This is a genomic window from Rhodococcus sp. MALMAid1271 (genome assembly GCF_049195265.1).
Lineage (GTDB): Bacteria > Actinomycetota > Actinomycetes > Mycobacteriales > Mycobacteriaceae > Rhodococcoides.
Genome location: NZ_JBMIRQ010000108.1, coordinates 161,284 through 176,112, shown reverse-complemented (window position 1 = coordinate 176,112; position 14,829 = coordinate 161,284). Strand labels below are relative to the sequence as shown.

Genomic DNA, 14,829 nt, shown 5'->3' with positions numbered 1-14,829 from the left:
CCCGAGGTGTCGGCAGGTTCAGAGATCCTCGATATCGATCAGGCCGTCCTGCAGGGCCCGCGCGACCAGGCCGGCCTTGGTCGGTGCGGGGCGGCCGACCGAGGTGTACTTGGCCCGGATCCGAGTGAGGTGTGTGTTGACGGTGCCGAGTGAGAGAAACAAGGACTTGGCCACCTCGGTCTTGGAGTCCTGTCGAATCCAGCAGAGCAGCACCTCGATCTCGCGCTCGGTGAGGCCAGGCCGCGTGGGAAACGCGCTCGCAGGAGGCACCAGGCTGATGGGCCCGCGTGAACGACGCGTCACCGGTGCCGCCGACTCGTGTGCAGAGGGCAAAGGTTCGAGCAGTGCAGACATCACATCTCCCGGGGTGCCGAAGGTGGGCGAGATCGGCCGCACCAGTCCGAGTAATTCTCACAGGCACGGCCGCGGATTTCTGCCCTGAATTCCATGGGCATTGAACCGTCAACTCGGTGCTCAGGATGCCATGGCGCTACGACAGAGTTCGGTGAGAGCACAGTGGCACGGTGTCACTGCTGTGGCGGTGGTTCCGGCATCGGCAGCCACCCGTCTTCGACCGCACGCTTGTACAGATCGGTTTTGGTCGGTGCGGGGCGCCCGGCCTCGGCGTACTTGTGCCGGATGCGGACGAGGTAGTCGTTGACCGTCTGCTCGGACAGGCCCGCCAGGCGGGCAACGCGTCCGGCCTTCTCGCCCGATGCGTACAGCGCGAGGACCTCGCGTTGGCGTGGGCTGAGGCCGACGTCGGGAAGCTGCGGATCGCCGTCGATCGCAGCAGCCCAGTCCGTCGTGACGACCTGACCGCCGCTCGCGGCGCGCCTGATCGCCGAGACGATCGCCGCGGCAGGTGCGGACTTGCGCACCACGCCCAGTACCCCTGCGCGGGCCGCGGAGCGAACCAGAAACGGGTTCTCGGCACCGGTGTACACCAGCACCCGGGTGCCGGCTGCATGCAGTTGTTCCACGTTCGAGCGAGGAGACGAGCCGTCTCCCAGTCGAAGGTCGAGGACCACCAGATCGAGTGCCTGCTGCCGTTCCAACAGTTCGCCGACCGTGGCGGCCATCGACACCAGGTCCAGGTCGGGTTCGTCGGCGAGCATGGCCGCGAGCCCCAGTGCCACCGACTCGTGGTCTTCGACCAGGCCGATGCGTCGTATCGAGGTGCTCTCCTGTGCTGAGCTCTCCGGAGATTGCGGCACCTGTGTCATGTCCCCCGCCTCGCTCTCAGGTCCTACTGCCCCGATGATGCTGTCAGAGATGTCGCCGCTGGTCGGCGCGATGGTGTATCAGCGCGGTCTGTGTCGCCCGGGAACGGGACGCGCATCCGAGCCCTGAGGAACAGCACGAACAGCACCACCAGCAACAGGGCTCTGCCCCACACTCCGACCAGGACGAAGAACTCCTCGTCGCTGGCATCGGCGCCGGAGGCGAGGGCTGCGAAATACTTGAAGACGCCGATTCCCATCGACAGATCGACCACGAGATAGGCACCGACCACGCTCCACGGAACGCGAAGCAGCACCAGGAACGGCAGCAGCCACAGGGTGTACTGCGGCGAATGCACTTTGTGCAGCAGCATGAAGCCGCACAGCATCGACCCGCTCACCGCCACCCACGGATAGGTTCCGACCACCGCCGCGCGACGCCAACCCAGCCACAGAGCCAGCAGGAAGGCGGCGAACACCAGCAGCGGCGACGCGATGTCCACCACGTCCTGGAAGTTCGCCTCGGCTTCGGTGTAGGCGTCGGGGGTCATCTGGTCGGTGATGTAGAAGTGGCGCAGGCCCCAGTACCAGATGGAGTTGGTCGTCAGATCTGCCTGCCGCATCGACTGGAACGTGAACGACGCGCGCCAACCTTCGTAGCCGAGGACGGCGAACGGCAGGTTCACCGCAACAGCCGTGGCGATCGCGGTACCTGCGACCATCAGCCCGCCGAGGATGTCGTAGCGACCTCGTCCGGAATCGGCGGATTCGCGGCCGCCGATCCCGCCGGTGACCACGTACGCGATCAGGGGCAGTACGAAAGCTCCGGGATAGATCTTGAGACAGAAGCCGACTGCCAGCAGGACCGATGCGAGCATCGCGCGTCGGCGCAGGGGCATCGGCAACGTCATGACGAAGATCGCGCCGACGGCCGATGCCACGACCGGTAGTTCCCAGTTGTGGAAGGCGTACATCACCAGTGGTGGGCCGATCGACCACAGCAGTGCCGGCCAACCGGCCAGTCGGCCGAGCATCCAGGCGGTGAGCAGGCCGAAGGGCGCGAGGATCAGTGCCGAGGTCAGCAGAAACTGTGCGTCGGTGTGCGCGGGGATGGCACCGAGCCACATCAGCAATCCACTGAGAACGGGGTACTCCACAGTCCCGCCGGTGAGGATTCCGTCGCTGGTGATCGCTCCGTGGATGTACGGGAAGATGTGATTGTCGATGTCTCGACCGAGCCAGAGGAATTGGATGTCGGAGTAGCAGACCGAGGAGTCCTTGATCGCGTCGAACACCGTGCTGCGACCGGAAGCGTCGAACGGCGCGACGGCGCAGCGAGCCTTGTTCAGATACCCCAGAATCAGTCCTATTGCAGCCATCGCGACGACCACGATCACCGTCGTCGGATTGGTGCGGACCGCGGATCGCATGATGCAAGACTATGACGCGCGTGCCGTCGACCGTACCTCCGACGGGAATTAGCAGGTCAGCGCCCTGTCGTGTATCTTCGAGGGGTTGCTGACGCAACGACCCTCCTGCCACGGATAGTCCGTGGCCGTTTTCACTAGTCCACAGGAGGTGATGAGGTCTTATGCGTCATTACGAATTGATGGTCATTCTCGACCCCAATCTGGACGAGCGCACTGTCGCTCCGTCGCTCGATACGTTCCTCAACGTCGTTCGCAAGGACGGCGGCACCGTCGACAAGGTCGATGTGTGGGGCAAGCGTCGTCTGGCCTACGAAATCCTCAAGCACGCCGAGGGCATCTACGCCGTTGTGAACATCAACGCCGAGCCTGCCACCGTCAGCGAGCTGGATCGTCAGCTCGGGCTCAACGAGTCCGTGCTGCGCACGAAGGTCCTGCGACAGGGCAAGTAATTGTCGTTGCTCGCCTCTAGGCTGGCATCAACAAAGACTTACTACTGAAAGAGGAACCATGGCAGGCGAGACCGTCATCACCGTCGTCGGGAACTTGACGGCAGATCCAGAACTTCGCTTCACCCCGGCCGGTGCGGCTGTGGCCAACTTCACCGTTGCGTCCACTCCGCGCACGTTCGACCGTCAGACCAACGAATGGAAAGACGGCGACGCACTCTTCATGCGCTGCAACATCTGGCGTGAAGCTGCGGAGAACGTGGCCGAGAGTTTGACCCGCGGCGCACGAGTGATCGTGAGCGGCAGGCTCAGGCAGCGTTCGTACGAAACGCGTGAAGGCGAGAAGCGGACTGTCGTCGAACTCGAGGTCGACGAGATCGGGCCTTCTCTGCGCTACGCCACTGCGAAGGTCAACAAGGCCAACCGCGGCGGCGGAGGTGGAGGCGGAGGCTTCAACTCCGGTTCTGGTTCCTCAGGTGGATCGGGCGGCGGCCGCTCGAACTCCAATTCCAACGCCGGTTCCGGCGGAGACGATCCCTGGGGCAGTGCCCCGGCGGCCTCGGGCTCCTTCGGTGGGCGTGGCGGAGACGAAGAGCCACCGTTCTAGATCCTTCGATCGAGAACATCCAGATGTAACGGAGAAAGACCCATGCCCAAACCGCCATTGCGCGACAAGGTGCTCAAGAAGAAAGCGTGTTCCTTCTGCAAGGAAAAGAACGCGTCGATCGATTACAAGGACACGACGTTGCTGCGTAAGTACGTCAGCGATCGCGGAAAGATCCGTGCTCGCCGTGTCACCGGCAACTGCGTCCAGCATCAGCGTGACGTGGCCGTTGCCGTGAAGAACTCGCGTGAGGTAGCACTGCTGCCTTACGCCGCGACGGCTCGATAGAAAGGGGCGATTGGTATGAAACTGATCCTCACCGCTGATGTGGACAACCTCGGTGCGCCTGGCGACACCGTGGAGGTCAAGGACGGCTACGGCCGTAACTTCCTGCTGCCCCGCGGACTGGCCATCCAGGCCACCCGTGGAGCTCAGAAGCAGGTCGACGGCATTCGCCGCGCTCAGGAAGCTCGTGCCGTTCGCGGACTCGAGCACGCCAACGAGCTCAAGCAGGCCATCGAAGGCCTCGAGAGCGTCACGCTATCCGTCAAGACCGCGGGCGACTCGGGCAAGCTGTTCGGCTCGGTCACCGCGTCGGACGTCGCTTCTGCCCTCAAGGCTGCCGGTGGACCGGTCGTCGACAAGCGCAGCATCGATCTGCCGAAGGCGCACGTGAAGAACACGGGGCAGCACGACATCGTCGTGAACCTGCACCCCGACGTGACCGCCAAGTTCAAGCTGGAGGTCGTCGGTAGCTGATCCGGCCTTTCGGCCCGGTACGGCTACGAAAAAGCCCCACGAATCTCGGTTCGTGGGGCTTTTTCGTGCTTTCTCACAATGATGAACGGCCGCAAAGGGTTCCGAATTGTGAAGGATCTCTCTTGGCGGCGAGATAGCCGGAGCTTTGCGTACTCTTTAGTTGGGGAGCGACACAGAAGAGCATCGCAAAAAAAGACCGACCGACCCGATTACTAAGATTCTGGAGGAACGCTGCCGTGACCACCACTGCAGAACCCGATTCGGACCACAGCACTATGACCCGACCCGAGCAGCCGTCTCGAGTCGGGTCGATCCTGAAGTACGACGTACCGGCCTCCCTGGTCGTGTTCCTGGTGGCCGTGCCACTGTCGATCGGCATCGCCGTCGCATCCGGAGCGCCGATCATGGCCGGCCTCATCGCCGCGGTCGTCGGCGGAATTCTCGCCGGAATTCTCGGCGGATCACCGCTACAGGTCAGCGGTCCGGCCGCCGGGCTGACAGTGGTCGTTGCCGAGCTGGTCAATCAATTCGGTTGGGGCATAACGTGTGCCATCACCGTTCTTGCGGGTGCAGTACAGATCCTGTTGGGGATGAGTCGAATTGCGCGTAGCGCGTTGGCCATCTCCCCGGTGGTGGTCCACGCCATGCTCGCCGGAATCGGTATCACCATTGCGCTGCAGCAGATTCACGTCCTGCTCGGTGGTGAGTCCGAGAGTTCGGCTGTGCGCAATCTCCTGTCGATCCCCACATCCGTGGCGAACGGTCAGTGGCCGTCCGTCGTCGTCGGCGGCATCGTGGTCGCTCTCATGATCGTCTGGCCGAGATTGGCTCAGTTCTCCGGAGTGCTGGCGAAGGTGACCAAGGTGCCTGCCGCACTCGTTGCGGTCGTCGCCGCCACCGCCGTCTCGATCTTCTTCTCCCTCGACGTCGAGCGAATCAACCTGCCGGGCAACCTGATCGAGTCGCTGAGCTTCCCGATCATGCCGGATGGGCAATGGAGCGCCTTCGTCACCGGCGTCATCACGATCGCGTTGATCGCCAGTGTCGAGAGTCTGCTTTCCGCGGTGGCCGTCGACAAGATGCACAGCGGGGAGCGCACCAACTTCGACCGCGAATTGATGGCTCAGGGCGCGGGCAACATGGCATCCGGCGCCATCGGCGGACTGCCGATCACCGGCGTGATCGTCCGCAGCGCCACCAACGTCAAGGTCGGTGCCAAGTCTCGTGCGTCGGCGATTCTGCACGGAGTGTGGATTCTGATCTTCTCGGTTCTGTTCATCTCGATCGTCGAACTGGTTCCCTTCGCGGCACTGGCCGGTCTGCTGGTGATGATCGGCGTGCAGTTGGTCAAGTTGGCGGACATCAAGATTGCGAACAAGACGGGAGACATCGCGGTCTACGCGGTCACGGTCGTCGGCGTGGTGGCCCTCAATCTGCTCGAGGGTGTCCTCATCGGCTTGGCATTGTCGATCATCCTGGTGCTTCGCCGAGTGGTGTGGGCCAAGGTTCGCGCGGAGGAGACGGTCGACGGTACCTGGCGGGTGACCACCGAGGGGTCATTGAGCTTCCTCGCGCTACCGCGATTGACGCATGTGCTCTCCACCGTCCCGGCCGGTACGGCCGTCGCGGTTCACCTGGAAGTGGATTTCCTCGATCACGCCGTGCACGATGCGCTCAACGAGTGGATCCGTCAGCACGAACTCGGCGGCGGCACTGTGAAAGTCGTGGAAGCAGGTACGGCATCGATGGCCGCTGCCGCCGAGGGTCCGCCCAAGCGTGGATCTGCGACCGTGCGCAGTTCGCTGGCTCCGTGGCGCGCATGGCAGCTCAAGAACCATGACGCGCAGGAGGATTCGCCCGTGGCTCTGCGTGCGGTGTTGAGCGGTGTGGCCGAATACCACCGCACCCATGCGTCCAGTATTCGCCCGCACCTCGAGGGTCTGACCGAGTTCCAGGATCCGGACACTCTCTTCCTCTGCTGTGTGGATTCGCGAGTCATGCCGAACACGATCACCAGCAGCGGCCCGGGAGATCTGTTCACCGTCCGCAACATGGGCAACCTCGTGCCGGTCCAGGGCCAGGACTGCTCGGTGGAGGCGGCGCTGGCGTTCGGTGTCGATCAGCTGGGCACCTCGTCGGTGGTGGTGTGTGGGCACTCGGGTTGTGGAGCGATGAAGGCAGTTCTCAGTGGCCCGGAGAACGCCGCAGACGAGTCCGTGGAGGAATGGCTCGGTCATGCGGTGGCGAGCCTGGAGGCGTACCGCAGCGGTCACGTCGTCGGCCGTCAGGCGGCAGAACTCGGCTTCTGTGAGGCCGATCAGCTCGCGATGGTGAATGTGGCGGTGCAATTGCAGACGCTCACGCGCCACCGGGTGGTCGGCCGCGCCAATGCCGAGGGCCGCTTGCGCATCACCGGGCTGTTCTTCGACATCCCGACCGCCAGAGTGCTGCAGATCGGCACCAGAGAGATCACTGTGCTCGACCCTGCGGATTGCCCGCAGACCGTCGACGCCTGAGCCTCGGACGCCGCGGACCAGGGGCCCGATTCCCAGCCGAGGATCGGGCCCTTGGCATCGAAACGGGAGGGTGGTCTGTTTATGTGACCGATCCCAGCCATTGTGACCCAATTCACCCTGGACTTCACCTCGTATTTACTCAACACGCCCGAGCTGTCAACTCGGCCGACACGCCGATTCAGAAACAATGCACAGGAAGAAATTTCTATGTACACCCTTTGACCTGGCGAAACGGTCAAAACTGTGGAACTTATACCCAGGTTGTCCACAGGTGGTCAACACTGTTGTTCAAGCCCATACACATTCCTTCCACAGATCCATGCACAGGCCGTGTTGTGACTCCGTCCGATACCGCTTAACGTCCCTGCAGCGTCTCTCTCGATGCCGCTCTGCGGCGTCGCGACGGGACGGATCCGGTGCCGAACAGAACTTGTCGGTGCCCGGGGGTAGAACTTGCTACACCGCACGGTTGGGTGGTACTCGGCCGTGCGCACCGCGATGGGGAGAGGACGGCCGAGTCACGTGGCAGTTGTGGACGATCGAGGACAGTCCGACTACTCCGGCTCCCCGTCCGGGGAGGGCCCGGGTGAGGATTTCGGTCGCCAGCCACCGCAGGACATGGCCGCCGAGCAGTCCGTACTGGGTGGCATGTTGCTGAGCAAGGACGCCATCGCCGATGTGCTCGAGGTGCTCCGCCCGGGTGACTTCTATCGGCCCGCCCACCAGAACGTGTACGACGCGATCCTGGATCTCTACAGTCGCGGCGAGCCCGCCGACCCGGTGACCGTCTCGGCCGAGTTGGATCGACGCGGCGAACTCAAGCGGATCGGAGGACCTCCGTACCTGATCACGCTCACCCAGACGACGCCAACGGCAGCCAACGCCGGGTATTACGCCGAGATCGTTGCCGAGAAGTCGATTCTGCGTCGGCTCGTGCAGGCAGGCACCCGCATCGTTCAGTTCGGTTACGCCGGCTCCGACGGGCAGGACGTCGCCGAGGTCGTCGATCGAGCGCAGGCCGAGGTGTACGAGGTCACCGAGCGCCGCACCTCCGAGGACTTCCTTCCCCTCGAAGAGTTGCTGCAGCCCACGATGGACGAAATCGACTCCATCGCCAGCCGAGGCGGTATTTCCCTCGGTGTACCAACAGGATTCGCCGAGCTCGACGAAATCACCAACGGGTTGCACCCGGGCCAGATGATCATCGTGGCGGCAAGGCCTGGCGTGGGTAAGTCGACCCTAAGTATGGATTTCATGCGTTCGTGCTCCATCAAGCACGGCATGCCCAGCGTCATCTTCTCTCTGGAGATGAGTCGTACCGAGATCGTCATGCGCCTTCTGTCCGCCGAGGCCAAGATCAAGCTCGGCGACATGCGTTCGGGAAAGATGACCGACGACGACTGGACCAAGCTGGCCCGGCGCATGAGTGAGATCAGCGAGGCACCGCTGTTCGTCGACGATTCCCCGAACCTGACGATGATGGAGATCCGCGCCAAGGCGCGTCGACTGAAGCAGCGCAACGGACTCAAACTCATTGTGGTGGACTACCTTCAGCTGATGTCGTCCGGTAAGAAGGTCGAATCGCGTCAGCAGGAGGTCTCCGACTTCTCGCGTCAGCTCAAGCTTCTTGCCAAGGAACTCGAATGCCCGGTGGTCGCGGTCTGCCAGCTCAACCGTGGTCCTGAGCAGCGAACCGACAAGAAGCCGATGGTGTCCGACCTCCGTGAGTCCGGCTCACTCGAGCAGGACGCCGACATGGTGATCCTGCTGCATCGCCCCGACGCAATCGAGCGCGACGACCCCCGCGGCGGTGAGGCAGACTTGATTCTCGGTAAGCACCGTAACGGCCCGACCGCGACAATCACTGTGGCACACCAGCTTCACCTGTCCAGGTTCGTCGATATGGCGCGAGGGTAGGGCACGGGCGCTGGCCCACCAGTACGCGGTCACGTATATTCTTCACGAATCAACCAGAGCATTCGACGCAGCATCCGACGAAAGTAATCATGCCCGAGGATCAGAACCAAGACGTCCCACCGAATCACCTCTCGATCGATCCACGCAGCGCCTTCTACGACGAAGAGGTTCTTCAGCGGGACGTGGGCATTCGCTTCAATGGCGTCGAGAAGAACAGTGTCCGTGAATACAACGTGGACGAGGGTTGGGTACGCGTAGAGGTGCCCACCGCCAAGGACCGCTACGGCAATCCGATGCTCGTCAAGCTCAAGGGCACGGTCGAACCGTATTTCCGCGGCGCGAAATAGCGGACGTCGCCCGGGGCCTAGTCGACCCTGACACCGGCCGCCACCATCGATTCGAGGGCGAGGCGGTGCTCGTCCTCGGTCGATCCCGCGCACGCGGCCGAGGGTACCGTGACGTGATAGCCCAGTGAGCAGGCACGCTCCGCGGCAATCCGAACCCCGAAGTCCGTGAGGTACCCGGTGATCACCAACCGGTCGACCCCGATGAGTCCGAGTTGGGCATGCAGATCGGGATTGGACCAGATGTCCCGGTCGAACTTCGTGGCAATGAGGTCCCCCGGCAGAGGTGCCATCGCCGGATGGAACCGAGCACCGACACCGGCCGGGTCGGAACGCAGCGGGTCGGCCGAATCCCGGCTCAGATAGCGAGTGCACACCACCAGAGCTCCGGCGGAGCGCTGAGCTTCACGAACCGACCCGGCGCGAGCCAGGGTGCCGGAATCATGCCCGAGTTCGATTATCCAGGGCTGAAAGTCGATCTCCAACAAAGCCGTACGCGGCATATCAGTATCGAGTTCCCACTGCGGCGGGTGCAGCTTCGAGCGAGGTGAGATCCTCCTCGGTGAGCGAGAGCCCGAGTGCGGCGAGGTTGGCGTCGAAGTGCCCGATGTCGGTGGTGCCGGGAATGGGAATCACGTGGGGACCTTGGGCGAGCACCCATGCCAGTGCCACTGCGGCAGGGGTGGAGTTGTGCCTCGATGCAACCGCAGAGACGACCTCGACGATCGACCGGTTCTGTTCGGCCGCAGCTCCGGAGAATCTGGGAAGTGCCGACCGCATGTCCGTCGCCGGAAGTGCGGTGGGGTCGAGTGAACCGGTGAGGAATCCTCGACCCAGCGGGGAGAACGGCACGAACACCGCGTCGTTCTCACCCGTCCACTCCACCATGTTTCCTACCGGTTCACCGTCGTGTGTGGTGCCCTGCCCCAACGCGTTTCGAGTCCACAGGGACAATTCGGACTGCACCGCAGCGACCGGATGAATACTGTGGGCCACCCGTGCCTGCTCGACGGTGACCTCGCTCAGACCCAGCGCGCGCACCTTGCCTGCCGCCACCAACTCGGACAGCGCTCCCCACGAATCCTCGATGGGTACCTGGTCGTCGACGCGGTGCAGGTAATAGAGGTCGATGGTGTCCACCCCAAGGTTCCGCAGGCTCGAATCGCAGGCCTGCGCCAGGTGTTCCGGGGTGCCGTTGCGAGTCAGGACAGGGCCGCCGCCGTCGTCGTTGCCGATCAACCCGGCTTTCGTGGCGATCACGGCATCGGTCCCGGCCAGGGCGCGTCCGACGACCCTCTCGTTGTGTCCGGCTGCGTACGCGTCGCTGGTGTCGAAGAAGTCGATGCCCGACGCGAGTGCGTGCGCCAGGATGGGTGCCCCGGCTGTGTCCGAGGAGGTATCGGCACCGCTGTAGGCCCAGCTGATACCCATGCAACCGAGACCGATGGCACCGACAGTGCGTCCCAGGGCCGGGACGTGACGCGTGGGAATCGACATGGACGCTCCTGAGCTCGTTGGATGAGGCATGGATCAGAAGGTATGCCTTCGAGCGCACTCCAACGCAAGCCGAGATCGCCGCGTTCGGCCTGGCGTTGCTCAGATCCGGTATCGGATCAGTCGCGAGCTGTTGCCGACCACCGCGACCGAGGACGCGTTGTGCAGAATCGCGGCGAGCACAGGAGAGAGTGCTCCGCCAGCGCTGACCACGAGGCCGAGGGCATTGACCGCGATCGACATTCCGTAGTTCTGCCGGATGACGGCCACCGAGTGTCGGCCGAGATCGCGAACGTCGAGCAGCCGTGTCAGGTCGTCGCTGGCCAGGGCAACGTCCGCCGTTTCGACGGCAACATCGGTGCCCGCCAACCCCATTGCGATGCCGATATCGGCGACGGCGAGGGCGGGAGCGTCGTTGGTGCCGTCTCCGACCATCGCAACGACATACCCCTGCTGTTGAAGCGTGCGCACGGCTTCGAGTTTGTCATCGGGCATCACCTCGGCTCTCCACTCGGCGATGTCCAGTTCGGCGGCTACGGCCGCGGCGGTCTCGGGGTGATCTCCGGTGAGCATGACGATGCGCTCCACACCGTCGGCGCGAAGGGCATTCAATACCTCCCGAGCGTTCGAGCGGACCTCGTCGCGCAGACTGATCAACCCGACCAATACCCCGTCGACGGCGAGCAACAACGGGGTCTCGGCCTGACGCTGCAGTCGGGAAACCCATTCGGCCGCATGGTCGGAAACATCGACGTCCTCACTGCGCAGCAGCGAAGGACTGCCCAGCAGCAAGGTCCGGCCGTCCGCGACGGTACGCATGCCGAGACCGACGAGGACCTCGCACTCCTCGTGGGGAGGAATGACGATGTGGCGTTCCTCGGTACTACGAATGACGGCCTCGGCCAACGGATGTCGCGAGTGAATCTCGGAGCTGGCCGCATACGCCAATACCTGCTCCGGCTCCCAGTCGTCGTGGAAGGACACGACATTGGTGACGACGGGACGCCCGACGGTGAGTGTCCCGGTCTTGTCGAACACGAAGGCATCGACTCTGCCTGCCTGTTCCAGGTGCGAGCCACCCTTGATCAGAATCCCACGGCGAGCACCGTTTCCGATGGCGGCGCTGATGGCCGTCGGAGTCGACAGACCCACCGCGCACGGGCATGCGACGAGCAGCATGGTCATCGCTCGTCGGACATCGCGGGTGACGAAGAGGGTGAGGGCCGAGAGGATGAACGACGCCGGTACGAAGCGTCGTGAGAAGTTCTCTCCCACAGTCTGAATCGGGGCGCGATCCTCCTGTGCCTCCTCGACGCGGGAAATGATGCGTCCGATCGTCGTATCGCGGCCCACCGCGGACGCGCGGATGACGATGCGTCCACGGACCACGACGGATCCGGCGTGGATCCGGTCACCTGCGACGATCGACACCGGCAATGTCTCACCGGTGATCGCCGACTGGTCGACCACCGCGTCACCGTCGACGACGATCCCGTCCACCGGCACCCCGACGTGATCGTGCACGACGACCTCGTCGCCGATCTCCAACCGATCGACGTCGACGGAGATCTCGGAACCGTCTGGAAGCCGAATCCACGCGGTGTCCTGCGTGCCGGACAGTAGGTCGGAGATTGCGCGACGAGTGCGCTTGAGCGTCAGCTCCTGCAGGTACTCGCCGATGTTGAGCAGCCACAGCACGGTCAGGGCCACGACATTCTCGCGAAGGACGAGGCTTGCCACAGTGGCGGCGCTGACGAGCGCGTCGGTGCCGGCGGATCGGTTTCCAGCGAGGGAGCGCAGCGCTCCCTTCAGGAACGGGTAGCCGGTGAAGATGGTGACCCCGGTGGCGACCACTCTGCTGGTGGGGCCGAGAAGGGGTGGCCGTCGGAAGGCATAGCGACGGAAGCCGAGCAGGACCAGTGCCGCCCCGCCGATCGTCATACGGAGGACGTCACCGTTGGTGACGTCCGCAGACCGTGGGCTACGAACGGGTATCGATGCCCAGTCGGTCGTGCGCCCGGCGTTCACAGCGTCGAACAGTTCGTCCCGGTCGATGCGGGTACGGGAGTACCAGACCACCACCGATGCGGTACGGGGATACGCGTGGACAGCCCGGACGCCGCGGATCTTGTCCACATGGTCTTCGACCGCGACCGCTCGGCCCGGACTCGAGCGCAGCCAGTCGACGCGAAGCCGCATGCGGCCGGCGGCATCGGACAGGATCTCGATGCCATCCGTGCGGCCGGGAATCGTGTCGAGGGAGTGTTCGACGAGGGTCGTCATGTGCGGTCGACTGCCGTGATCAGTGCGAGTGACCGTGGCCGACTTCGGTGGCCGACGGCGGCGGTACTTCTTCGCCGAGCCGATCGCGTGCCTCGGCGACGACATCCGACATGGCCAGACGCGCGGACTCGGCTTGGATCTCGGCCTTGCGTGCGGCGCGAAGACCGAGTTCGGTTGCCGATACCGCAGCCTTGCGCACGGGGGCCTTGTCGTACAGCTTCTTGGCACCGTTGTATGCGGCGACGCCGACTGCGCCCGTCACGACCGTCGATATTGCCTTCGCGACGATGACCGGAAATGCCATGTTGTAGCTCCTCGATTCGAACCTGTACCCACTTATTGGGAATCATATTCGTTTTGCTCGGCTGTGGCGACTTCCATGCGCGCGGGAAGTGTCACCGGATCGGCTTCGTGGTGCGGAACGCTCGGTCCGGATCAGTCCAGTTCGAGTTCGTAATAGATCGCTTTCGGTCCCTCTCCGTGCCCTTCGTGGCAATCGAAGCCACGCTTCTCGTACACGTGCCGGGCCGCCTCGTCGTCCTCGGATGTATTGAGATCCATGTAGGTGGCACCCCTACTGCGTGCGTGCTCGATGATCTCGTCGAGAAAAATTGTGCCGTGCCCCTTCCCGCGTGATCCGGGCTCGATGTAGAACTCGGCGAGGTAGGCCTCGGTGTCTGCGGTCAGCGTACCGATCCGAAATCGAAGAACGGCAACGCCGGTGGCGGGCGTGCCGAATATCAGCACGCTGGTGTCGCCGGACTTCACCAGAGTGTCGAGATGTGTTGCAAGCCAATCCGGCTCAGGTGCGGGATAGTTGTACTCGCGATTGAAATCGACCAACAGAGTTGCGGCTTCGGTGAATTCGGCGGGATCCTGGACGGCGCGTGTACCGCTGACCGATGTCATCGACTCCTCCAGTCAGTGATTCGGTTGAACGAGATCCTTGGCGTCGCGCAGTCCGAGACCGGGATGCATCTCTCGTAGCGCCTTGATGGCGCGAACAGTTCTGCCGAGTTCTGCGACAACCGCGTCGACATCCGCGGCGGGTACGGCCTCGGGCTCGATCTTCTCGGGAGAGTTCTGGGTTCGGCTCTCTCCGTACAAGAAGAGCAGAGCGGCCAATGCCAGTACTACCAGCTTCGACCAGTTCCACGCAGAAGGATCGGACACCAGGTCGCTGATCGTCAGGAACGCGAGAATGGCCAGCAACGCGGCATACCCGTAACGCTTCCAGGGGCGTTCTTCGGCCTTCATACGTCCATGCTGTCAGCGGGCTCTGATCGGGGCAACGGTTCAGCGTCGTAATTCAGTATCGAGTTGAACCAGGACCGCGCCGAACTTCGCGCGCCGGGCACTGTGCACACGGGGTTACTGCCCTCCTCAACCGTCGTACACCTCCGTGGTGATGCAGAAGGGGTGGCCGGCGGGGTCGAGGAGAACTCGCCATCGGTGGTCCGGTTGCTCTGCTGCTTCCCTGGCACCGCATTCGACTGCGTAGGCGACAGCTCCGGCAAGGTCTCCTCCCGCATCCACGTCGAAATGCACGATGGATGTCGATGGCCAGACGGGAGGGATGTAGTTCTCAACCGTCTGCGCAACGATGTTCAGGCCGGATTGTGTGCGCAGTCCAACGCTTTCGGAGTTCTCCCACAACAACTCACCGCCGAGAAGCGCGAGATAGAACTGCGCGAGTTCCCCCGGGTCCGCGCAGTCGATGGACGTCCCCGCTACAGCGAGGTGTGTTCGCGGCATGTCATGACAATACGGTCAGGTGGTGCTCTCAGTGTCCACAATTGAGCTCGAGAATCGG

General features: G+C 63.5%; 17 protein-coding genes. 7 read left to right on the top strand and 10 right to left on the bottom strand.

The annotated features are described in order from the left end of the window. Positions 1–18: 18 nt before the first annotated feature. From ACOQFP_RS18710 to ACOQFP_RS18700, 3 genes are all read right to left on the bottom strand, one after another. Positions 19–354, bottom strand: coding sequence for a response regulator transcription factor (locus tag ACOQFP_RS18710; RefSeq protein WP_206486976.1), 336 nt, complete (start codon positions 352–354; stop codon positions 19–21). A 173-nt stretch (positions 355–527) separates the two neighbouring features. Continuing rightward, complete coding sequence (locus tag ACOQFP_RS18705; RefSeq protein WP_206486978.1) at positions 528–1,226, bottom strand: response regulator; 699 nt, start codon at positions 1,224–1,226, stop codon at positions 528–530. Between the two features lie 23 nt (positions 1,227–1,249). After that, entirely contained in the window at positions 1,250–2,653 is a 1,404-nt protein-coding gene (locus ACOQFP_RS18700; RefSeq protein ID WP_421585157.1) for a hypothetical protein, read from the bottom strand. A 161-nt stretch (positions 2,654–2,814) separates the two neighbouring features. Here ACOQFP_RS18700 and rpsF point away from each other — a divergent pair, with 161 nt between their 5' ends. The 7 genes from rpsF to ACOQFP_RS18665 all read left to right on the top strand — a co-directional run bounded on the left by rpsF (position 2,815) and on the right by ACOQFP_RS18665 (position 9,242). Next, positions 2,815–3,102: a 30S ribosomal protein S6 gene (gene rpsF / locus ACOQFP_RS18695; protein WP_206486981.1), complete on the top strand. Its 288-nt coding sequence runs from the start codon at positions 2,815–2,817 to the stop codon at positions 3,100–3,102. 58 nt (positions 3,103–3,160) lie between these two features. Next, complete coding sequence (locus ACOQFP_RS18690) at positions 3,161–3,706, top strand: single-stranded DNA-binding protein (protein WP_206486983.1); 546 nt, start codon at positions 3,161–3,163, stop codon at positions 3,704–3,706. Positions 3,707–3,748: 42 nt separating this feature from the next. Next, positions 3,749–3,991, top strand: a complete 243-nt coding sequence (rpsR, locus tag ACOQFP_RS18685; protein ID WP_008711381.1) for a 30S ribosomal protein S18 — start codon at positions 3,749–3,751, stop codon at positions 3,989–3,991. Between the two features lie 15 nt (positions 3,992–4,006). Next, complete coding sequence (gene rplI / locus ACOQFP_RS18680; protein WP_206486987.1) at positions 4,007–4,462, top strand: 50S ribosomal protein L9; 456 nt, start codon at positions 4,007–4,009, stop codon at positions 4,460–4,462. Positions 4,463–4,737: 275 nt separating this feature from the next. Further along, a complete protein-coding gene (locus ACOQFP_RS18675) occupies positions 4,738–6,978 on the top strand; it encodes a SulP family inorganic anion transporter (RefSeq protein WP_341244193.1) in 2,241 nt (746 codons plus the stop codon). Between the two features lie 522 nt (positions 6,979–7,500). Beyond that, positions 7,501–8,895, top strand: coding sequence for a replicative DNA helicase (dnaB, locus tag ACOQFP_RS18670; protein ID WP_421585156.1), 1,395 nt, complete (start codon positions 7,501–7,503; stop codon positions 8,893–8,895). 89 nt (positions 8,896–8,984) lie between these two features. Continuing rightward, positions 8,985–9,242 carry a DUF3297 family protein gene (locus ACOQFP_RS18665; RefSeq protein WP_206486991.1) on the top strand — a complete coding sequence of 86 codons (258 nt, stop codon included), beginning with the start codon at positions 8,985–8,987 and terminating at the stop codon, positions 9,240–9,242. 17 nt (positions 9,243–9,259) lie between these two features. Here the strand turns inward: ACOQFP_RS18665 and ACOQFP_RS18660 are convergent, their stop codons facing one another. From ACOQFP_RS18660 to ACOQFP_RS18630, 7 genes are all read right to left on the bottom strand, one after another. After that, on the bottom strand, positions 9,260–9,742 hold the full coding sequence (locus tag ACOQFP_RS18660) for a cysteine hydrolase family protein (RefSeq protein ID WP_421585155.1): 483 nt from the start codon (positions 9,740–9,742) through the stop codon (positions 9,260–9,262). A 1-nt stretch (position 9,743) separates the two neighbouring features. Further along, a complete protein-coding gene (locus tag ACOQFP_RS18655) occupies positions 9,744–10,736 on the bottom strand; it encodes an aldo/keto reductase (RefSeq protein WP_421585154.1) in 993 nt (330 codons plus the stop codon). A 99-nt stretch (positions 10,737–10,835) separates the two neighbouring features. Beyond that, a complete protein-coding gene (locus ACOQFP_RS18650) occupies positions 10,836–13,016 on the bottom strand; it encodes a heavy metal translocating P-type ATPase (RefSeq protein ID WP_421585153.1) in 2,181 nt (726 codons plus the stop codon). 19 nt (positions 13,017–13,035) lie between these two features. Then, positions 13,036–13,320, bottom strand: coding sequence for a DUF1490 family protein (locus tag ACOQFP_RS18645; protein ID WP_421585152.1), 285 nt, complete (start codon positions 13,318–13,320; stop codon positions 13,036–13,038). A 131-nt stretch (positions 13,321–13,451) separates the two neighbouring features. Further along, positions 13,452–13,925, bottom strand: a complete 474-nt coding sequence (locus ACOQFP_RS18640; protein ID WP_341245249.1) for a GNAT family N-acetyltransferase — start codon at positions 13,923–13,925, stop codon at positions 13,452–13,454. Between the two features lie 12 nt (positions 13,926–13,937). After that, positions 13,938–14,273: a hypothetical protein gene (locus ACOQFP_RS18635; RefSeq protein WP_206487015.1), complete on the bottom strand. Its 336-nt coding sequence runs from the start codon at positions 14,271–14,273 to the stop codon at positions 13,938–13,940. Between the two features lie 126 nt (positions 14,274–14,399). After that, positions 14,400–14,771 carry a VOC family protein gene (locus tag ACOQFP_RS18630; RefSeq protein ID WP_421585151.1) on the bottom strand — a complete coding sequence of 124 codons (372 nt, stop codon included), beginning with the start codon at positions 14,769–14,771 and terminating at the stop codon, positions 14,400–14,402. Between the last annotated feature and the right edge of the window lie 58 nt (positions 14,772–14,829).